General features: G+C 41.2%; 20 protein-coding genes and 3 pseudogenes. 10 read left to right on the top strand and 13 right to left on the bottom strand.

Features of this window, described 5'->3' with window-relative positions:
* Positions 1-465 precede the first annotated feature (465 nt).
* The 6 genes from ACSLFW_RS17505 to ACSLFW_RS17480 all read left to right on the top strand — a co-directional run bounded on the left by ACSLFW_RS17505 (position 466) and on the right by ACSLFW_RS17480 (position 5,964).
* The gene (locus tag ACSLFW_RS17505) at positions 466-1,578 is read left to right on the top strand and encodes a S8 family serine peptidase (protein ID WP_436556816.1); all 1,113 of its coding nucleotides are present in this window, start codon (positions 466-468) and stop codon (positions 1,576-1,578) included.
* A gap of 11 nt (positions 1,579-1,589) precedes the next feature.
* Positions 1,590-2,087 (top strand): S8 family peptidase, encoded by a 498-nt coding sequence (locus tag ACSLFW_RS17500; RefSeq protein WP_436556815.1) that lies wholly within the window; start codon positions 1,590-1,592, stop codon positions 2,085-2,087.
* Between the two features lie 16 nt (positions 2,088-2,103).
* Positions 2,104-3,042, top strand: a complete 939-nt coding sequence (locus ACSLFW_RS17495) for an NAD(P)H-dependent flavin oxidoreductase (RefSeq protein ID WP_436556814.1) — start codon at positions 2,104-2,106, stop codon at positions 3,040-3,042.
* 4 nt (positions 3,043-3,046) lie between these two features.
* Positions 3,047-4,651 (top strand): alkaline phosphatase PafA, encoded by a 1,605-nt coding sequence (gene pafA / locus ACSLFW_RS17490; RefSeq protein ID WP_436556813.1) that lies wholly within the window; start codon positions 3,047-3,049, stop codon positions 4,649-4,651.
* A gap of 150 nt (positions 4,652-4,801) precedes the next feature.
* Complete coding sequence (locus ACSLFW_RS17485) at positions 4,802-5,029, top strand: hypothetical protein (protein ID WP_436556812.1); 228 nt, start codon at positions 4,802-4,804, stop codon at positions 5,027-5,029.
* A 131-nt stretch (positions 5,030-5,160) separates the two neighbouring features.
* Positions 5,161-5,964: a T9SS type A sorting domain-containing protein gene (locus ACSLFW_RS17480; protein ID WP_436556811.1), complete on the top strand. Its 804-nt coding sequence runs from the start codon at positions 5,161-5,163 to the stop codon at positions 5,962-5,964.
* 337 nt (positions 5,965-6,301) lie between these two features.
* Here the strand turns inward: ACSLFW_RS17480 and lysA are convergent.
* The 3 genes and pseudogenes from lysA to ACSLFW_RS17465 all read right to left on the bottom strand — a co-directional run bounded on the left by lysA (position 6,302) and on the right by ACSLFW_RS17465 (position 8,451).
* Positions 6,302-7,508, bottom strand: a pseudogene (gene lysA / locus ACSLFW_RS17475) (diaminopimelate decarboxylase).
* Between the two features lie 118 nt (positions 7,509-7,626).
* The gene (locus ACSLFW_RS17470; protein ID WP_436556810.1) at positions 7,627-7,914 is read right to left on the bottom strand and encodes a hypothetical protein; all 288 of its coding nucleotides are present in this window, start codon (positions 7,912-7,914) and stop codon (positions 7,627-7,629) included.
* 108 nt (positions 7,915-8,022) lie between these two features.
* Positions 8,023-8,451, bottom strand: a complete 429-nt coding sequence (locus tag ACSLFW_RS17465) for a hypothetical protein (protein WP_436556809.1) — start codon at positions 8,449-8,451, stop codon at positions 8,023-8,025.
* Positions 8,452-8,704: 253 nt separating this feature from the next.
* Between ACSLFW_RS17465 and sucC the strand changes: the two genes are divergently transcribed.
* Positions 8,705-9,883 carry an ADP-forming succinate--CoA ligase subunit beta gene (sucC, locus tag ACSLFW_RS17460; RefSeq protein ID WP_436557486.1) on the top strand — a complete coding sequence of 393 codons (1,179 nt, stop codon included), beginning with the start codon at positions 8,705-8,707 and terminating at the stop codon, positions 9,881-9,883.
* 54 nt (positions 9,884-9,937) lie between these two features.
* Here sucC and ACSLFW_RS17455 read toward each other — a convergent pair whose 3' ends face one another.
* From ACSLFW_RS17455 to ACSLFW_RS17425, 7 genes are all read right to left on the bottom strand, one after another.
* Positions 9,938-10,231, bottom strand: coding sequence for a hypothetical protein (locus ACSLFW_RS17455; RefSeq protein WP_436556808.1), 294 nt, complete (start codon positions 10,229-10,231; stop codon positions 9,938-9,940).
* A 117-nt stretch (positions 10,232-10,348) separates the two neighbouring features.
* Positions 10,349-10,684, bottom strand: coding sequence for a hypothetical protein (locus ACSLFW_RS17450; RefSeq protein ID WP_436556807.1), 336 nt, complete (start codon positions 10,682-10,684; stop codon positions 10,349-10,351).
* Complete coding sequence (locus tag ACSLFW_RS17445; protein ID WP_436556806.1) at positions 10,659-11,069, bottom strand: GDSL-type esterase/lipase family protein; 411 nt, start codon at positions 11,067-11,069, stop codon at positions 10,659-10,661. The genes ACSLFW_RS17450 and ACSLFW_RS17445 overlap by 26 nt, the downstream gene beginning before the upstream one ends.
* A gap of 10 nt (positions 11,070-11,079) precedes the next feature.
* Positions 11,080-11,910 carry an alpha/beta hydrolase gene (locus tag ACSLFW_RS17440; RefSeq protein WP_436556805.1) on the bottom strand — a complete coding sequence of 277 codons (831 nt, stop codon included), beginning with the start codon at positions 11,908-11,910 and terminating at the stop codon, positions 11,080-11,082.
* Between the two features lie 82 nt (positions 11,911-11,992).
* The gene (locus ACSLFW_RS17435) at positions 11,993-12,436 is read right to left on the bottom strand and encodes a VOC family protein (protein WP_436556804.1); all 444 of its coding nucleotides are present in this window, start codon (positions 12,434-12,436) and stop codon (positions 11,993-11,995) included.
* A gap of 36 nt (positions 12,437-12,472) precedes the next feature.
* The gene (locus ACSLFW_RS17430) at positions 12,473-12,886 is read right to left on the bottom strand and encodes a DUF1456 family protein (protein WP_436556803.1); all 414 of its coding nucleotides are present in this window, start codon (positions 12,884-12,886) and stop codon (positions 12,473-12,475) included.
* Positions 12,887-12,978: 92 nt separating this feature from the next.
* On the bottom strand, positions 12,979-13,788 hold the full coding sequence (locus ACSLFW_RS17425) for an alpha/beta hydrolase (RefSeq protein ID WP_436556802.1): 810 nt from the start codon (positions 13,786-13,788) through the stop codon (positions 12,979-12,981).
* Between the two features lie 154 nt (positions 13,789-13,942).
* Here ACSLFW_RS17425 and ACSLFW_RS17420 point away from each other — a divergent pair, with 154 nt between their 5' ends.
* Entirely contained in the window at positions 13,943-14,275 is a 333-nt protein-coding gene (locus ACSLFW_RS17420; protein ID WP_436556801.1) for an excinuclease ABC subunit B, read from the top strand.
* 257 nt (positions 14,276-14,532) lie between these two features.
* Here ACSLFW_RS17420 and uvrB read toward each other — a convergent pair.
* From uvrB to nudK, 3 genes and pseudogenes are all read right to left on the bottom strand, one after another.
* Positions 14,533-16,527: pseudogene (gene uvrB / locus ACSLFW_RS17415) on the bottom strand (excinuclease ABC subunit UvrB).
* A gap of 136 nt (positions 16,528-16,663) precedes the next feature.
* Entirely contained in the window at positions 16,664-17,608 is a 945-nt protein-coding gene (gene rlmF / locus ACSLFW_RS17410; RefSeq protein ID WP_436556800.1) for a 23S rRNA (adenine(1618)-N(6))-methyltransferase RlmF, read from the bottom strand.
* 68 nt (positions 17,609-17,676) lie between these two features.
* Positions 17,677-18,255: pseudogene (nudK, locus tag ACSLFW_RS17405) on the bottom strand (GDP-mannose pyrophosphatase NudK).
* Between the two features lie 113 nt (positions 18,256-18,368).
* Between nudK and ACSLFW_RS17400 the strand changes: the two are divergent.
* Together ACSLFW_RS17400 and ACSLFW_RS17395 are read left to right on the top strand one after the other, a co-directional pair.
* The gene (locus tag ACSLFW_RS17400) at positions 18,369-18,845 is read left to right on the top strand and encodes an alpha/beta fold hydrolase (protein WP_436556799.1); all 477 of its coding nucleotides are present in this window, start codon (positions 18,369-18,371) and stop codon (positions 18,843-18,845) included.
* A complete protein-coding gene (locus ACSLFW_RS17395; protein WP_436556798.1) occupies positions 18,842-19,141 on the top strand; it encodes a hypothetical protein in 300 nt (99 codons plus the stop codon). Before ACSLFW_RS17400 ends, ACSLFW_RS17395 begins: the two co-directional genes overlap by 4 nt.
* The last annotated feature ends 173 nt before the right edge of the window (positions 19,142-19,314 follow it).

Raw genomic sequence — 19,314 nt, 5'->3', positions numbered from 1 at the left:
TGGGATAAAGTTTTGTATTTCCAAATTTATTTCCGAAAAATTTATAAACTACTGATATTTAATATTTTAATTTGCTATTTAAATAAGACCGGAAAGCAGTAGGTTAACCAAATTTTCAAAATTTAACAATTTTTACGGCAAACCCGTATTACAGCCTATTGAGAAAATTTGTATTTTACCTTCAGGGAAGGGGAGGATGCATCCCTACAAAAAAATAAAATTACTTGAATACGGGTTTGCCGTAAAAATTGTTAAAATTCCAGGCTGTTAATTCTGAACACATGCAAAAAAATAGACCAACTAAACTGAATGTCTCGGGCGCAGTTAGCAATCATATAAATCTGGCCCGCAAAGCTTGATTGCTATTATTTATTACAATCGAAAGATTATCAAATCGTCAAAAAACAAAAGCGATTCGCCCAAATGAAAAACAAATTCGTAATTTTGAGGATATTCTGAATCGCTATGAAAAGAATCTTACTCCTCACTTTACTTTTTCTCAGCGCTGCCGCATTTTCGCAGGAAGATGCCTGGGTTTATTTCAATGCGAAAGCCAATGTTGAGACCTATTTCACGAATCCGCTGACAATGTTGTCGCAGCGCGCTTTAGACCGACGTTCCAGCCAGAATATTCCACTTGATTTTAAAGATGTGCCGATTGACGAAAGTTATGTAACCGCCGTTGACAATCAAACCGGAATCACTGTCATGGCAAAATCCAAATGGCTCAACGCTGTTCATGTGCGTGGTTCAGTCGAAGACATCCGGGCTTTGTTCGGATTTACATTTGTTGCTTCAATCGATTTTGCGGATGACAGCCTCGACGGAAGTTCAGATAACCGCATGCTGTACCAGAATCGAAATAATGCAGTCAATAAAAACCTTGATACGCAGGTAAACTTCAACTATGGTGATTCCGGTAACCAAATCGGAATGCTTAATGGGCATATTTTGCACGAACAAAATTATACTGGCACAGGAAAAATAATTGCCGTGATTGACGCGGGATTTCCATCGGTAAATACAGTCCAGCCGTTTCAGAGATTATTCGATAACAACCTGATTTTAGGCGGATATAATTTCGTAGCCGGAAACGACGATTTTTACACAGCCAACACACACGGAACGCTGGTTTTGTCAACCATGGGCGGTTACACAGAAAATGCATTGGTGGGCACTGCGCCTGATGCAGCGTATTATTTGTTTATTTCAGAAGATGGCGCTTCAGAAAATCCTGTAGAGGAATCTTATTGGGTTGAAGCCGCTGAAGAAGCAGACCGGCTTGGCACAGACGTAATCAATACATCATTAGGTTATTTCAATTATGACAACCCGAATTACAGCTACACTTATGCAGATATGAACGGCACTAAATCTTTTATTTCCCGTGGTGCTGATATTGCTTTCAGCCGCGGAATGATTGTCGTTGTGGCTGCAGGAAATTCAGGTGATACCGTAGACCAGCACATCGGTTCTCCCGGAGATGCTGTCAATGTACTTACAGTGGGTGCCGTGGATGCAGCGGGGCAATATGTGAGTTTCAGTTCAATCGGACAGCTTCGGCAGACGGACGCGTAAAACCCGATGTTATGGCGAAAGGACAGGCGGCTACACTTTCGGATGCTTCTGGAACGATAACGACAGCCAGCGGCACGTCTTTCGCATCGCCGATCATGGCGGGAATGGTCGCTTGTTTATGGCAGGCATTACCAGGAAAAACCAATAGCGAAATAGTTAATCTGGTGAAACAATCCGCTAATTTTTACAACAATCCGAATGCGCAGTATGGTTATGGAATCCCGGATTTCAATGCGGCGTTATTGAGTGGATTATCGGTTATCAGCAATGATAAATGGGAATTCATGGTTTTTCCAAACCCCGTAGAAAATGAACTTTCGATTGTTTTTCCAAAAGATGTTTTGACTGCGCAAGTTTCATTTTATAATATCCTCGGGCAGGAAGTTATGAATCGTCAGATTTCGATGCAAAATCCTTCTTTTTCTGTTGGTGGATTAAGTTCCGGAATCTATCTCTATAAAATCAGCGCGACTAATTTCTCACAATCAGGAAAGCTCATTAAAAAATAAATTTCCTCACTTTTCAATGAATAAAATCACCAGTCTTTTTAAAATTCAATACCCTATAATCCAGGGCGGAATGATTTGGAACAGCGGCTATAAATTAGCCAGCGCCGTAAGTAATGCCGGCGGATTAGGCCTGATTGGCGCCGGATCGATGTATCCTGACGTTTTACGCGAGCACATTCAAAAATGCAAAAAAGCTACCGGCAAACCTTTCGGTGTGAACGTCCCGATGTTGTATCCGAACATTGAAGAAATCATGAATATCATCGTCGAAGAAAATGTGAAAATCGTATTCACTTCTGCCGGAAACCCAAAAACATGGACTTCATTTTTAAAAGAAAAAGGCATTACGGTCGTACATGTTGTAAGCAGCTCAAAATTTGCATTAAAAGCACAAGAAGCCGGCGTTGACGCAGTCGTGGCAGAAGGTTTTGAGGCAGGAGGGCATAACGGCCGTGAGGAAACCACAACGCTGACCTTAATTCCGATGGTAAAGAATTCCATCACAATTCCATTGATCGCCGCAGGAGGAATCGCTACGGGAAAGGGCATGCTCGCCGCCATGATTTTAGGGGCGGATGGCGTGCAGATGGGAAGCCGTTTTGCAGCATCTGCCGAAAGCTCTGCACACGACAGTTTCAAGCAGAAAATCGTCGAAATGCAGGAAGGCGAAACGCATGTAACGCTCAAAGAACTCGCGCCGGTGCGCCTCATCAAAAACAAATTCTTCCACGATATACAGGAATTATATACAAAATCACCATCTGTTGACGACCTGAAAACACTCCTCGGCAGGGCAAGGGCAAAACGCGGCATGTTCGAAGGCGACCTCGAGGAAGGCGAACTTGAAATCGGACAAATTGCAGGGTTAATTGACGAAATTAAGCCGGTAAAACAAATAATTGCCGATATTATATCAGAATTTGAATCAGCGAAAAAAGAAATTCCATCACTTTAATGCCATGAAAAAAATAATCGTATTGCTCATTTTCTCTTTTGCAGCACAGGCACAACAACGTCCGAAACTGGTTATCGGCATAGTCGTCGATCAAATGAAAATGGAATATTTATACCGTTTCGCTGACGATTTTTCTGAAAATGGTTTCAAAAGGTTGATGAATAAGGGTTTTACTTTCCAGAACACGCATTATAATTATATGCCGACTTACACAGCGCCCGGGCACGCTTCAATTTATACCGGAACTACGCCTTCGGTGCACGGAATTGTTGGAAATGACTGGTTCAGCAGAAGTTTAGGGAAAAGCCGTTATTGTACCGATGACGCTTCGGTTACAACCGTTGGTGACGGAACAGCTGAAGAAGGCGCGATGTCTCCAAAAAGCCTGTTAGCAACCACAATTACTGACGAATTAAGGCTCGCAACCAATTTCAAAGGCAAAGTTATCGGGATGAGCCTCAAAGATCGCGGCGCCATTTTACCTGCAGGACATTTTGCCAATTGGGCTTTTTGGTATTCTAAAACCGGCGCTTTTATTTCGAGTACATTTTACGGAAATGCATTGCCTTCGTGGGTGACCGAATTCAATAATGAAAAACATTTCATGCCATATATCGACAAAGGCTGGGATTTGCTGAAACCAATTGCGACTTACAACGAAAGCTTACCGGATGACAATCCGTATGAAGGAAAATTATATGGCAGTAAAGGCCCGGTTTTTCCTTACAATTTAAAAGAAATGTTCGACAAGAATGATGCAGGAATTTTACGTTCGACGCCGTTCGGGAACGATCTTCTCGAAGAATTTGCCAAAAAAGCCATCGAAAAAGAAGAATTGGGAAAAGACAATATTACCGATTTCCTCACTGTCAGTTTTTCATCAACAGATTACGTCGGACACATCATCGGGCTGCGTTCCATCGAACTTCAGGACACTTATTTGCGACTTGACCAGACGATTGCCGATTTTCTGAATTACCTTGATAAGACTGTTGGAAAAGACAATTACCTGCTTTTCCTGACAGCCGATCACGCCGGAGCGGAAAACGTGACTTACCTGAAAGACAATAAATACAATGTCACGAATTTGCCTTACGGTGATTTTAAAAAACTGCTTAAAAAATATGCTGTTGATACTTTTGGAGAAGATTTGATCCTTGATTTTTCGAATTTTAATGTATTCTTCAACAGGGAAATCATCAAATCGAAAGGTTTGGATTTGGCGAAAGTAAAACAATCTTTCAAGGATTTTATCATGACACAGGAATCCGTTAAAAGGGTTTATTCCGAAGAAGAAATCCTCGCTGCCGGAAGCGATTATTACCTGAATTTCATCGCAAAAGGATATGATGTAACGCAATGCGGCGATTTGGTAGTGCTCAATAAACCGGGTTACATCGAATATGGAACGACAGGAACTTCTCACGGAACCCCTTATTCCTATGACACGCATGTACCATTACTTTTTTATGGCTGGCATATTAAACCCGGAGAAAGTTATAACCGGAAAGTAATCACGCAAATTGCACCGACGATCGCTCAGAAAATCAAGATTACATTTCCGAACGGAACGGAAGCCAGTGTTTTAGAGGAAATCCTGAACAAATAGCCTTTTTGGTAAAACGCTTCATTATCAGTTGTCCATTGATCATTTTCAATTATATTTGGCCAATAATTGAAAGATGACCAGATATTTACTTCCGCTGTTTTTATTGCCTCTTTTTACTGCCAACGCGCAATCTGCGTGGCCTTCACAAACATGGACACGGCTGCATCACTGACTTCTGTCATGGATGCATTCGGTGTTCTCGATTTAAGCGGACTGCATTGGAATGCGGAGACCAACAGGCTCTACCTTGTTCAGGGAAGCAACCGATTACGGGTTTTGGAACTCAACACCAACAGCAATACTTTCACGCAAATCGCTAATAAAGCCATGAACGGCGGGCCAGGAAGGTATTACGCAAGTCGATTACAGTGCGAATGAATTCTACACCATTGCCGAAAATGAATATGAAATCCGCAGGTACAGCAACACCGCTACTTTTTCTTCAATAACGGAATTGAAGCATTGGAATTTACTCGCATCACCATCGCCAATGACCGATACCGGCAACGATGGTCCAGGAAGGCATCGTATTCATTCCCGACAGTGCGTTAACAGCCGCAGGCTTTGTAAGCCAGCAAACCGGAAATCTCTACACTTCTGTGAAAGGCATGGGCGGATTAATGTTCGTGGCGCATCAAAACGGCGGCTACATCTGGGTTTTTGACGTGAATCCGAATGTTAATAATGATTTTGCGTATGTCGGAAAATACAAAACCAACCGCACAGAAAGTTGTGATTTGGCCTTTGACAGGAGCACCGGAATGTTGTACATCCTGCACAATCCAGACAGCGGCAATCGACTTGAGGTTACTGATTTGACAAGCGCTATGGTCAATGGTGAGGTGAAATTGACAAAGATTAGTGAATATTTTCTTCCGACGCCATCTTCCAACGTTAACATCGAGGGATTTGCGATTACGCCCAAATGCCCATCAGAATCCAATACCGTAAAAGTATTTTTATGCCGCGATGTCGAAAGTGACGAAAGTGCGACCGTACAACAGGATGTTTTGCGTTGGTTTAGCCCGTTTGCAGCTGATGGTACTTGTGAAAATCTTGCTGCCGAAATTGCACCTATGGTTGATAATTTCAATATTTCACCAAACCCTGCAGTCGATCAGACAACGTTGACTTTTGCAAAAGCGGGTGACAGAAATATCAGTATTTATAATTGTTTAGGGCAGAAAATAATTGACAAAGATGTTTCCGAGATTGCTATTACTGTCGACGTTGCCAACTGGCAAACCGGAATTTATTTACTTCAGGTTACAGAAAATGGAAAGAGTTACAATAAGAAATTCCTCAAATCTTAAGATTGTCAGAAAATAGCTTATAAGTTATCAGCATGAAAATTTAACAAAAAGTACGGCAAACCCGCATACAGGTTATTGGAAAAATTTGTATTTTACCTTCAGGGAAGGGGAGAATGCATCCCTACGAAATAATGAAGTTTCTTGGGTACGGATTTGCCGTAATTTTTGTTAAAGTTTTTAGTCATATCACGAAGCATGCTGTAAGGATTATTTTCGTCAAAACTAAGCTTAAAGCATTTAGCCACAATTAACACGAACAAATTTGTGCTAATTCGTGTAATTCGTAGCTAATAAAATTACGATTAGTAGCTATAAATTATTTTCCAATGGCATAAGCCTAAACGTCAGCCACAATCTGATTCTTCAGCAAATCGTCAAAATTTTCGCGTTCGCGGATAAGGATTCCTTTACCGTCTTTCCACAAAACTTCAGCCGGTTTGTAGCGCGAATTATAATTTGACGACATCGAAAAGCAATAAGCACCCGCATTTCTGAAACACAAAATATCACCTTCTGTAATTTCGTGAATGCGCCGGTTGTTCGCAAAAGTGTCGGTTTCACAGATGTAACCAACAACCGTATAAAACCTTTCTTTGCCTTTTTGATTCGAAATATTCTCAATATAATGTTGCGACCCATACAACATCGGGCGAATCAAATGATTAAATCCGCTGTCGATTCCTGCAAAAACGGTTGAAGTGGTTTGCTTGACTACGTTCACTTTTGCAAGGAAAAATCCGGCTTCGCTGACGAGAAATTTTCCCGGCTCGAAAGCCAACGTCAAATCGCGGCCATATTCTTTTTCGAAAGCATTGAACCTTTTGGTGAGTTTTTTTCCGAATTCTTCGATATTGGTCTGGATATCATCTTTGTGGTATGGGACTTTAAATCCGCTGCCGAAATCAAGAAAATCGAGTTCGGTGAAATTTTTGGCAGCTTCAAAGAGGATTTCCGCCGCATACAAAAATACTTCGATATCTAAAATATCAGAACCGGTGTGCATGTGAATGCCGTTGATGTGCATTCCGGTATTTTCGACAATTCGTAAAATATGAGGCATCTGATGAATGGAAATCCCAAATTTACTATCGATGTGGCCCACGGAAATATTCGAATTCCCGCCCGCCATCACGTGTGGATTGATGCGGATACAAACCGGGATTTTAGGATGCTTTGCACCAAAGTGTTCTAAAACCGAAAGATTATCGATGTTGATTTGCACACCCAATCCCGCCGCCTCTTCAATTTCTTCAAATGAAACGCCATTTGGAGTATAAATAATATTTTGCGGCTTAAAAACCAGCGTGCAAGCCAAGTTGTACTTCCTGAATGGAAACCGTATCGAGTGAAGAACCAATTGTTTTGAGCAGCTTTAAAACAGAAATGTTCGAAAGTGCCTTTACCGCATAATTGATGCGAAGGCGCTCGATTTTTGAAAAAGCATTGGTCAGGCGATTGTATTGTGATTCGATTTTTCCGGCGTCGTAAACGTAGAGCGGACTTCCGAATTCTTCTGCTAAGTGGAGTAATTCCTTTGGCTGCATTTTGTAAATGTTTTATGCAAAACTATTTTACAAAATGCATATAACCAAAAGAACCTGGATTATTAACAAAATATAACAAAAAGTTATATTTGAAACTTTTATTTTTATTTCTGTGAAATTATCTTTCGAAATCTAATTTCAGTCCGTCAACCGCCGAAAGGTCGAATGACATTGAATTTCCCGTCTGGCTAAAGCAATAAGTTCCTTCATTATTGACATTGATTGTGCTTTGGCACATGCTTAAAACCGATTGTCTATTCAATACATAGGTATAAGTTCCGGATACCGGATATGTCAATTCGGTGTTATTTTGAATTGTGACTTTATGCAGCTGTGTGTTGAAATTATAGGTAATCATGCCGTCCGGAATGTCCTGGCTGCTGACTTCTCCGGTGATTTTTACCAAATTCCATTTGCCCTTGATACTGCTGTATACATCAGAATCCGAGTCATTACAGCCCGTGAATAAAATGAAAATTGAAAAACAGAATAATAAATAGCAACTTTTCATAAATTAAAATGCCAGTGCTGCCGGCTCAAACTCAAGCGTAAAGCCATCAACAAAATTATTGGAAATATAAAGCTTGCCATCTGTTACCGTAACACATCCTAATTGTGCTGTACCTACTTTAAGTACTTCGGCACACATTCCCGATGCTTCGCCGTTTACATAGGTATAGTTATAAGTGCCAGTTGCCAATCCTGTGTAGTCTTGACCGGTTGCGTCATTTCCAATATGTACGGTTCCGTTTTGACTGAATTGCCAGATGTTGTTTTCTTGTGAGATATCTTGGTTGATGCCACCGATTCCGCCTGTTACTTTCACGAGTTTCCATGTGGCGACAAGATCCGGATTGTCCATGTTGGCATTGTCATCGTCGCTATTGCAGCTTATAAAGACGGCGAAAATGAATAATAATGCAATCGATTTTAAAATTTTCATAGCTTATTGTTTTGTGGTTATGCTAATTAGATGCAAATTTAATAAAAAGGTTGCTTATGAAAATAACTGCCCAGGCTCCCGAGGCTTCGGGAGAAGCGATTATCCTTTTGCCGCTTGCTTCGAGGCAGAAAAGATAGTAGCGCACAGCAGGATCAGCTTCTGAAAAAACCTGAAAATCATTTCTTCAATCGACGGAATTTAGTTATTTTTGTGGCACTTTTAAAGTCAAAAATTTCAATATGGACATACACAAATACAGGGAAAACAAATATTAGCCAGTTATGGCGTAAAAGTACAACGTGGTCATGTGGCCAATAACCCGCAAGAAGCTGTTGCTGCTGCCAAACAACTGACAGCCGAAACCGGAACCGGATGGCACGTGATCAAAGCACAGGTTCATGCCGGCGGCCGCGGAAAAGGCGGTGGTGTGAAATTGGCGAAAAACCTGCAACAGGTTGAAGAAATTGCAGAACAGATTATCGGCATGCAATTGATTACGCCGCAAACCTCTGCGGAAGGTAAGAAAGTACACAAAGTACTTATCGCTGAAGATGTATACTATCCTGGTGAAAGTGAAACGTCTGAGTTTTATATGTCGGTTTTATTGAACAGGGGCAAAGGCCGCAACATGATCATGTATTCTACCGAAGGCGGAATGGATATCGAGGAAGTTGCCGAGCACACGCCACATTTGATTTTTACTGAAGAAATTGATCCGGCTGTTGGATTACAGGGCTTTCAGGCAAGAAGAATTGCTTTTAATCTTGGTTTGTCAGGCAATGCATTCAAGGAAATGGTGCAGTTTGTTGATGCTTTGTATAAAGCTTATATCGGTTCTGATGCTTCGATGTTTGAAATCAATCCGGTTTTGAAAACTTCTGACAATAAAATCATTGCAGTTGATGCAAAAGTAAATCTTGATGACAACGCTTTATACAGACATCCGAAATTAGCCGAAATGCGCGACATCCGTGAGGAAAATGCGATTGAAGTTGAAGCGAAAGCGGCAGGTTTGAACTACGTTGACCTTGACGGAACTGTTGGTTGTATGGTTAACGGCGCCGGTCTTGCGATGGCGACAATGGATTTGATCAAATATGCAGGTTACGAGCCGGCAAATTTCTTGGACGTTGGAGGAACAGCAGATGCAAAACGCGTTGAGTTGGCTTTCAGAATCATCTTAAAAGACCCGAACGTAAAAGCGATCCTTATCAATATTTTTGGTGGAATCGTACGTTGCGACCGTGTGGCGCAAGGTGTTGTTGATGCTTACAAAAACATGGGTGATGCGATTAAAGTGCCGATCATTGTTCGTTTGCAAGGTACGAATGCTGAAATCGCGAAAGAACTTATTGACAATTCCGAAATGCCGATTTTATCTGCGGTGCAATTCCAGGAGGCGGCTGATCAGGTGAAAGCGGCTTTGAGCTAATAAAATATTTACTGATTATAAAAAGATCCTGAGTTAACGCTCGGGATTTTTTGTTTAAATGGCAACGGCAGTCGCTGCGATTACTTTCCAACCAGTCGTATGTAATTTCCAGATCCGGCTGATGCGGTAATTTTGTGCAAACGCCACATCGAAGTAATGTCCTGCTCTCGCTTCAAGCGTAGTCACTACGGCAACATTATTAAAAACTTTGATGTTCCTTTCCAATACTTTAATCGATTCGAAAGTGGTAAAAAAACGGTTGTTTTCGTGCATGTTTTCAAATCCGTAAAATACATTGCCGCAGTCATTCAAGTATACTATTTCAGGATTAATGTATTTTAGAATCATTTTTTCATCCACAAAACCATAGATTTAATAAGCTCGTTTTCAGCTTCGAGAATAAGATTTTCGTGAGTTTTTGGCATGGTTTTATATTGAAACTGTGTGTTTGCAACATAAAGGTAGTCAAAAAAATGTCAGAATATTTTGTAAAAAAGTTAAACTATCGCAAAGCGTCCTGAATTCCTTTTTCAGCAATTGGCGCCATGATTTGATAACCAGCCTTGTTGGGGTGCACGCCATCTTCACCGTATTCGACTTTGAGTCCGTTTTTTCGTCTTTCATCGGCTTATGATAATCTATGTAAACGAAATGGTTCTTTTCGGCGTAGCCCTTAATCATTTTATTAAGCGCAACGATTTTCTCAGCGGGCTCCATTCCGTGTCGCCACCAGTAATCATAGGCTGGAACGACAGAACAAAGCACGACTTTAATATTATTGGCTTTTGCCAATTCTGCCATTGAAGCGATATTGTCGAGGATCATCTCTAATGTTGTCGGGCACGTTATTTCCGGCGATATCATTGGTTCCTGCAAGGATTACAACCACGGTTGGCTGCAATGCAATCACATCGACACGAAAGCGCAACAGCATTTGCCCGGTTACCTGACCGCCGATGCCGCGGTCAATGTAAGGTTTTCCGGCGAAGAATTCGGGCATTTCCTTCAACCAGCCTTCGGTAATGGAATTTCCCATAAAAACTACGCGTTTTTCACCTTTTGCAGGTGGCGGCAGTTTTGCATTGTCATCATGATATTTGGCGAGGTTCTGCCAATCTTGCGCATATAGATTTTTTGCCATAAATAAGGTAAAAAGCAAGGTGAAAATCAGGAAAGGTTTTTTCATATTCTGCGATTTATTTCTTAGCCATAATTTCTGCGGTAATTTCCTTGACTTCCTTCAGTAAAATCGGGAAAGCAGGAGCGGTCATATTATGTCCGTAACCTTGCATTTCATAAAGTTTTGTGCGTTTATGACCGACAACTTTCATCATGCGCATCAGATAGGCGTTTTCTTCATACCTGCCCAGCATTTCCATTTCACGGTCGCCTGTAATCAGGAGCAAAGGCGGTGCGTCGGCCCGAACGTGAGACAAAGGTGCCAAATCGTCTACAACAGGTTGTGTATCAGCAATACCGCGCTCTTTTCTGATCGTAAAATGCGTAATTGCCTGGCAGCTAAGTGGTATGATTCCGGCGATTTGGTTCGCATCAATTTCGTCGGCTCTGAGCCATTTTTTGTCCAATCCAATCATCGCAACGAGGTAACCGCCGGCAGAATGTCCTGAGACAAAAATCAATTCGGGACTGCCTCCAAAATCCTTAATGTTTTTGAAAGTCCAAGCCACGGCAGCGGCAGCATCTTCAATAAAAGCAGGCGATTTTACTTTCGGGCTGAGACGATAATTCACACCAATAACAGCGATTCCTTTTTTGGTGAGTGCTTCCGGAATTTCTTTCTGTCCTTCTGTCAATCCGCCACCATGAAACCATACAACGGTGGCAAAATTCTTTTGGTTTTTCGGGTAATACAAATCCAATACACAACGCTCATTGATGTATTTATCCGTTTTATTTATGGAGTCGGAATAATAATGAATGTTGGTTTTCGTGACATAATCTACATCCTGCGCGAAAATGTATCCGGTAAACAGCAGCAGAAATAAAAGGAAATAAGCTTTTTTCATCACATGAATAAATTACCTGAAAAAAATTAAACCACATAACAACATCGTAAATTAAAAACCTGTTTCTATGCGGTTGAAGAAATTACTTTTTCTCCGGCACTTCATCAAAATTAACCATCCAGTTGATGTCGAATTTGTCCGTAAACATACCAAAATAGGCGCCCCAGAAAGTATTTTCCATCGGCATTGTAACGTTTCCGCCAGCTGAAAGTCCGTTGAATAATCGATCAGCTTCTTCGCGGCTGTCAGCATTGATTGAAATCGAGAAATTATTACCGATTATAGTGGCATGTCCCCATGTTTCAGAAGAATCGCTTCCAAATAAGGAAGTTTCTTTACCGATTGGCAGCGATACGTGCATGATCAGATTCGCATCTTCGGGAGACAATTCAGGAGCACCTTCTTGTGGCGGCATTTCGCCAAAACGTCCAATAAAAGTGAATTCACCGCCGAATACCGATTTATAAAATAAGAATGCTGCTTCGCAATTGCCCTTAAAGGTCAGGTAAGGATTGATTGTTGCCATTTTTTTAATTTTAGAATTGAGATTTTAGATTTCAGATTAATTTTTCTTGCCGTTGCTAAATTTGACTTTCTCAACAACTGAAGGTTTCGGCTCGACTCTTTTTGGCTTAAAGTTTTTTGCCGGTTTTTTTGCTACTGGCTTTTTTGAAATTTCCTTTGGTGGGATTCCTTTCGCCGGTGATTTGATTTGTGCACGATTCGCATTCAAAACATCATTGGCATTTTTCGGATTTTCTTTCGTTCCGCGCAAGTGAATCACCAACCCGTTCAGGAAATTGCGCAAAACCTGGTCGCCGCATTCCATATAATTAGGATGATCGGCCTTACGGAAAATCGCGCCGAGTTCTGCCTTAGACATTCTGAAATCTACCAGTTCAAGGATTTCAATAATTTGCTCATCGCGCAATTGCAGTGCAACGCGAAGTTTTTTGAAGATATCGTTGTTGTTCATTTGTAATGGGTTTAGGGTTCAGGGCGCTGGGTTCAGGGTTAAAAAAATCCGGTAAAAACCCAGAATCTTGCACCCAGTATATTGTACCTCGACTATTCCAGCCAAAGATACGCTTTTTCAAAACCTTCGCGCCATAATTTCTCATTATGCTCACCGCCTTTGACGATTACTTTTTGTTGCAGATGCAGGCAGTAACATCGGTTTTCATCGAGCAATTTGTACATTTTATTCATGTCGGCAACCACATCAACATCTTTGCTTTCGCTGTCGCCGCATAGAAAATATATCTTGGCTTTGACTTTCGGGCTTTTCTCCATCAACTCATAAATATCATTCGTGAACCAGAATGAAGGTGAAAAAACGCCGGCTTTACCAAAAACTTTCGGATATTTTAAAACGGCATAGAAAGAAACTAATCCGCCCAACGAACTTCCGAAAATCGTCGTATTTTTCGCTTTTGGTTTAGTCCGGTAAACTGAATCAACATGCGGCTTCAAAGTGTTGACGATAAAATCAAGGTAGTCATCAGCTTTTCCCCCGCCGTATTTTTCGTTCTTGTAAGGCGTCAGTTCATCCATGCGTTTTTCGTTGCCGTGCTCAATTCCGATAACGATTACATTCGCATTTAATCGGTCTAAAGTTTCGTCAACTTCCCATTCGCCTGCATACGATGTTTTTTTATCGAATAAATTTTGCGCATCGTGCATGTAAATCACCGGATATCTTTTTTCAGTGTTTTCCGTATAAGATTTTGGCAAATACACCCAGATTTTCTTCGTAGTTTTTAGTTGCGGCGCTTCAATCGTAAAAGTCGAAACCTGTTTGGAGGCTGTACTTTCCTGCGCGGTAATTTTATAGGTAATGAAAAGCAGCAGTGCCGCCGCAAAAATTATTTTAAGCATATTATTTTTCTCCTTAGAATTTCAACCCCAATTTGGTTTTAATGATAATCCACGATAAAGATAATGAAATTGTAATTCAATTTTACAGCAGAAATTTAGCGCCAAAACACCAAAATTCGGGCAAACTTTTTATCTTTATCAAAATAATAATGCGATGAATACCTACGAAGAGAAAATAAGTTTGCTGACCGAAATGATTGCTTTTTCCATTATCGACGGGCGATTGCACCAACGCGAATACGAATTTCTTTCCATTGTCGCACGCGAACTCAAAATCGAAAAAGAAGTTTTCGACGATCTTTTTCACCAGGAATTACCCGTAAAAATCATCAAGTCCGAAATCCAGCGCATCCACCAATTCTACAGGCTCGCGCTCTTAATGCATGTCGACGGCGTTTTGCACGAAAAAGAAGAAGTCGCCATCAAGCAAATGTCCATCAATATGGCATCAATCCCGCCGCGACCAAAAAACTCCTCAACATCATGAAGGAATCGCCAACCAAAATGATCGACCCGAAATTTTTAATGGAGACTTTTAAGGAGCAGTATAATTAAGGGCAAAGTTTCTGATTTTCAAAGTTTTTCAGATTTGTAGAAGTATAATCCGGCTATACGCTCCAATCTTTTGTTTTTTAAAGAAAAAAACAAAAGGATTTCCACTACTATCCGGGCTAGGCATTGTGCAAGACCAAACGTATTCTCATCCTTTGGAACTTTGTTTCTCTGCTACTTTGAAACTAAAAATTAATCCAGTTGTTCCTGCAGCTTCTTAATATCATCTCTCAATTTCGCAGCCTGCATAAAATCCAAATCTTTAGCTGCTTTTTCCATTGATTTACGTTTGTCGCGAATCATTTTTTCAATATCGCTTTTCGGAAGATAAGTCAAATCCGGTTCCGCAGCTTCTCGCGTCGAAATATTGCCCAACTCATAATCCACCAATGGATTTTTGGTAAATGCGCTTTCGATTTTTTTGTTCAAAGCCTGCGGGACAATATTATTCTCTAAATTGTGGTTGAGTTGTTTCGTACGGCGGTAATTGGTTTCATCGATGGTTTTCTGCATGCTGTCGGTAATTTTATCTGCATACATAATGGCTTTTCCGTTTAAATTCCTTGCAGCACGACCTATGGTTTGCGTGAGCGAACGGTTGCTTCTAAGGAATCCTTCTTTATCGGCATCTAAAATCGCAACGAGTGAAACTTCAGGTAAATCAAGTCCTTCACGCAATAAATTCACGCCAATCAATACATCAAAAAGGCCTTTTCGCAAATCCTGCATGATTTCAATTCTTTCCAAAGTATCCACTTCAGAATGGATGTAACGGCAACGAATCGACACTTTTGTCAGGTATTTGGCAAGTTCTTCGGCCATTCTTTTTGTCAGCGTCGTCACTAAAACGCGTTCGTCAATTTCTGCACGAAGTTGTATTTCTTCAATTAAATCATCGATTTGGTTAAGACTCGGGCGAATCTCAATTACAGGATCGACCAATCCCGTCGGGCGGATGATTTGCTCTACGTAAATTCCGTCAGATTTCTGCAATTCATAATCTGCGGGCGTCGCCGATACATATAAAACCTGGTGCTGCATACTTTCGAATTCCTCAAAACGCAACGGCCTGTTGTCCATTGCCGCCGGCAAACGAAATCCGTATTCTACGAGATTTTCCTTTCGCGAACGGTCGCCGCCATACATCGCATGCACTTGCGAAAGCGTTACGTGGCTTTCATCGACCACCATTAAATAATCTTTCGGGAAATAATCGAGAAGACAGAACGGGCGTGTTCCCGGCAATCTTCGGTCTAAATACCGCGAATAATTTTCGATTCCGGAGCAATAACCCAGTTCGCGAATCATTTCCAGATCGAAATTCGTGCGTTCTTCCAATCTTTTTGCTTCCAAATGCTTGCCGATTTCATTGAAATAAGTCACTTGTTTGACCAAATCCTGCTGGATTTCCCAAATTGCATTGTGCAAAACTTCCGGCGAGGTCACGAACATATTCGCCGGGTAAATATTGAGTTTGTTGTATTTTTCCAAAACCAAAGAAGTCTTGGCGTCAAAAGCTTCAATCTCTTCGATTTCATCACCAAAAAAGTGGATTCTGAACGGCTCATCGCCATAACTTGGGAAAACTTCAACGGTATCGCCTTTGATCCTGAATGTGCCTGGCGTAAAATCGGCTTCCGTACGTGCATATAAACTTTGCACCAAACTGTGCAGCAATTTTGTTCTTGAAATGACCTGGTCTTTTACAATCGAAATTACGTTTTTCTGGAATTCAACCGGATTTCCGATACCATATAGACATGAAACCGAAGCGACAACCAAAACGTCACAGCGGCCCAAAGCAGTGAAGAAGTTGTGCTGAGACGCATTTTTTCTAATTCTTCATTAATCGCCAAATCCTTTTCGATATAAACGCCGGTGACAGGCATAAACGCCTCGGGCTGGTAGTAATCATAGTAGGAAACGAAATATTCCACCGCATTATTCGGGAAGAACTGCTTGAATTCTGAATATAATTGTGCCGCCAGCGTCTTATTATGTGCCAAAACCAAAGTCGGCCGCTGCACTTCCTGAACAACATTAGCTACCGTAAACGTTTTTCCGGAAACCCGTAACGCCTAATAATGTCTGGAATTTTTCCCCATCGAAAATGCCTTGTGACAACTTTTCAATGGCTTGCGGCTGGTCGCCTTTTGGCTGGTAATCGGATACAACCTGAAATTTCATTTTCTTTTAGGTTCAGAGTTTCAGAGTCTCAAAGTTACAAAGTTTTGGACTTTAGAAGGAATGTGTTCACGAAATTATAACTAAAGCAGGCGTTAAGTTTTAGGAATTTGTATGCGGCATTGACCTTTGCAACTTTTTAAAATTTCCAATTTTTCTGTTGTGCTTCCGACAAAAATGTCCAGGCAACAAAGCGGCTGTTCTTTTGGCCTTGCGCCATTTCAATGATTTTTACCGAAGCGGCATTTACTTTGTTCAAAGTCTTTTCAATGCTCGAAAGGTGTCCGTTTTTAGAAACCAAAGTTGTAAACCAAAGGCATTGCATCGGGTATTTGGCGCTTTCAAAAATCATTTGGGTGATGAAGGCAAGTTCGCCGCCTTCGCACCATAATTCGGTGTTTTGACCGCCGAAATTTAAGACGGCATTTGTGGCTTTTTTGTTTTCGAGATTCGTAAGTTTCCGTAAAGTGCCTTTTGTTGCTTCTTCTTCTGAAGCATGAAACGGCGGATTGCAGATCGTGAATGCAAAACGATCTTCAGGAAGGATAATGTCTTTGAATATAAACCTTGAATTGGCTTGTAATTGCAAGCTTATCGCATCAGTCAGTTTTGGATTGTCTTCGATGATTTTTACGCAATTCTGAAGCGCCACCGTGTCAATATCCGTTCCGACGAAATTCCAATCATAAACGGCGTTTCCGATAATCGGATAAATGCAATTCGCTCCGACACCAATATCAAGTCCGAGTACAGATTCGCCTTCGGGAATGATTCCGTTATTGGTTGCAGCCAGCAAATCAGCGATATAATGTATGTAATCTGCGCGTCCCGGAATAGGAGGGCAGAGGTAATTTTTCGGAATATCCCAATCGTGGATGTCGTAATCGGCCAAAAGCAATGCGCTGTTGAGTGCCTTTACAGCATCGGGATTGCTGAAATCGATGGTTTCGCGATTGAATTCGTTGACGTTTACAAACTTTCCGAGTTCCGATGAAACGCGTGTCAACAGTGTAAAGTCATAACCCGAACGGTGCGTGTTGCGCGGATGCAGGTTTGTTTTTTCGATAGTTGCTTTTGGTCTCATTTTTTTAAATTGGGTGCAAAGGTACGCAATCTAAATTATAGAAACGTTATCGGCTCATATCCAGTTTTTTAAAACAGGTTTATTTTGGCGTATTGCAAAAGCATAATCGTTTTCGGCATCTTTGATTTCGCCGGTTTCAATCATTTGAAGCGCTTTTTCGAAAGACAATTCTAATACTTCGATATTTTCGTGTTCGGTAGCGAGTCCGCCGCCTTCATTAACTTTCATTTCCTTCGAATATTCCGCTACAAAAAAATGGATGATTTCTGTCACAGACCCAGGCGACATATACGATTCGAAGATTTTTCGAACGTCTTTGAGTTCATAACCTGTTTCTTCTTCAGTTTCACGCCTGATGCAGTCTTCGGGATTTTCTTTTTCGAGCAATCCGGCGCAGGCTTCGATGACCATTCCGGTTTTGTTGCCGTTGAGAAAGTCGGCATTCTGAATTGGCGGATTAGTACAACCGACTTGTGTTCGAGATTATAAAGCAAAATCGTGGCGCCATTCCCGCGGTCGTAAACTTCGCGCGATTGTTCTTCCCACGAACCGTCTTTTTTGAGAAAATCATAAACATATTTCCTGAGAATATACCAATTATCTGAAAGTAAAGTGTTGCTTTTAAGCTTGATTTGCGGATTGTACATGGTGTTTTGTTGATTTTCAAAGGTAATTAAAACAACTTACACGTGGATTTATTGCCTGTAATTTGTAAATTATTTAAGACATGCTGCATTTCGGAATTCACTATATTTATAGGATGAATGCAGCTGTGGGAAAAAAGAAAAGACGAAAATTTAAAAAGCGTTATATCGCTTACGCATTAGTCTTTTCGTATATCATAATGTGCCAGGCATGCATGACGATGCGCACTTCTACAAAGAAGACAAGGGAATATTTCGCGAAAGAAAAGACGACTTATATAGATAAGACCGCTGATTTTGGAACGTATAAAATCCATTATATCGAGACTGGAAAACCGGATAATCCGACTTTGTTTTTCATTCACGGTTCACCCGGAAGCTGGGATGCCTACAAATCCTACCTTTCTGACACGTTATTGCTAAAAAAGTACAGAATGATTGCGATTGACCGCCCTGGTTTCGGTTACAGCAATTATGGCGATGCGCAGGATTTGGGAACGCAATCGGCACGAATTTACAGCCTGATTAAAAAAATCGATAACCACAAACCGATGGTGCTTGTGGGGCATTCGCTTGGCAGCAGGTTGTTGTGAAACTCGCTACTGAAAATCCAAATCAATATAAACATTTGGTAATTCTTGCCGGTTCGGTTGATCCGAGGGCAGAAAATCCTGAAAACTGGCGCCCGGTTTTAATGTCAGTGCCTTTGCGTTATTTGGTGCCGGGAGCGATGCGCACTGCGAATGATGAGTTATGGTGGCTCAAAAGTGACCTGGTCGACATGCAGCCATTTTTAAAAAATATCAATTCTGATGTGACGATAGTGCATGGGACAAAAGATCCACTGGTGCCTTACAGCAATGTGTTTTTATGCAAAAACAGTTTGTGAATGCGAAATCAATTCACGTGATTGCGATCGAAAATGCGAATCATTTTATTCCGTGGGAGCATTTTGCGGAGATTCGGGAGGCGCTGTTGGAGATTAGATTAGAGTAAAGACCGCTTCGCTGTAAGAATCAGGACCGCTTCGCTGAAAGGTATAGAGCAGATTCAAAAATCATG

The organism is Flavobacterium sp. 3HN19-14, assembly GCF_051373205.1.
Classification (GTDB): domain Bacteria; phylum Bacteroidota; class Bacteroidia; order Flavobacteriales; family Flavobacteriaceae; genus Flavobacterium.
This window is presented reverse-complemented; position numbering and strand designations above follow the sequence as displayed.

Bases quoted from the DNA above. Each gene is read 5' to 3' on its own strand.
- ACSLFW_RS17435 (WP_436556804.1), bottom strand. From the start codon at position 12,436: ATGGCAACAATCAATCCTTACCTGACCTTTAAGGGCAATTGCGAAGCA.
- ACSLFW_RS17495 (WP_436556814.1), top strand. From the start codon at position 2,104: ATGAATAAAATCACCAGTCTTTTTAAAATTCAATACCCTATAATCCAG.
- ACSLFW_RS17480 (WP_436556811.1), top strand. From the start codon at position 5,161: ATGGTCCAGGAAGGCATCGTATTCATTCCCGACAGTGCGTTAACAGCC.
- ACSLFW_RS17465 (WP_436556809.1), bottom strand. From the start codon at position 8,451: ATGAAAATTTTAAAATCGATTGCATTATTATTCATTTTCGCCGTCTTT.
- ACSLFW_RS17440 (WP_436556805.1), bottom strand. From the start codon at position 11,910: ATGAAAAAAGCTTATTTCCTTTTATTTCTGCTGCTGTTTACCGGATAC.
- ACSLFW_RS17420 (WP_436556801.1), top strand. From the start codon at position 13,943: ATGAATACCTACGAAGAGAAAATAAGTTTGCTGACCGAAATGATTGCT.
- ACSLFW_RS17425 (WP_436556802.1), bottom strand. From the start codon at position 13,788: ATGCTTAAAATAATTTTTGCGGCGGCACTGCTGCTTTTCATTACCTAT.
- ACSLFW_RS17400 (WP_436556799.1), top strand. From the start codon at position 18,369: ATGAATGCAGCTGTGGGAAAAAAGAAAAGACGAAAATTTAAAAAGCGT.
- ACSLFW_RS17500 (WP_436556815.1), top strand. From the start codon at position 1,590: ATGGCGAAAGGACAGGCGGCTACACTTTCGGATGCTTCTGGAACGATA.
- ACSLFW_RS17430 (WP_436556803.1), bottom strand. From the start codon at position 12,886: ATGAACAACAACGATATCTTCAAAAAACTTCGCGTTGCACTGCAATTG.
- rlmF (WP_436556800.1), bottom strand. From the start codon at position 17,608: ATGAGACCAAAAGCAACTATCGAAAAAACAAACCTGCATCCGCGCAAC.
- ACSLFW_RS17450 (WP_436556807.1), bottom strand. From the start codon at position 10,684: ATGGCAGAATTGGCAAAAGCCAATAATATTAAAGTCGTGCTTTGTTCT.
- ACSLFW_RS17505 (WP_436556816.1), top strand. From the start codon at position 466: ATGAAAAGAATCTTACTCCTCACTTTACTTTTTCTCAGCGCTGCCGCA.
- pafA (WP_436556813.1), top strand. From the start codon at position 3,047: ATGAAAAAAATAATCGTATTGCTCATTTTCTCTTTTGCAGCACAGGCA.
- ACSLFW_RS17455 (WP_436556808.1), bottom strand. From the start codon at position 10,231: ATGATTCTAAAATACATTAATCCTGAAATAGTATACTTGAATGACTGC.
- ACSLFW_RS17445 (WP_436556806.1), bottom strand. From the start codon at position 11,069: ATGAAAAAACCTTTCCTGATTTTCACCTTGCTTTTTACCTTATTTATG.
- ACSLFW_RS17485 (WP_436556812.1), top strand. From the start codon at position 4,802: ATGGACACGGCTGCATCACTGACTTCTGTCATGGATGCATTCGGTGTT.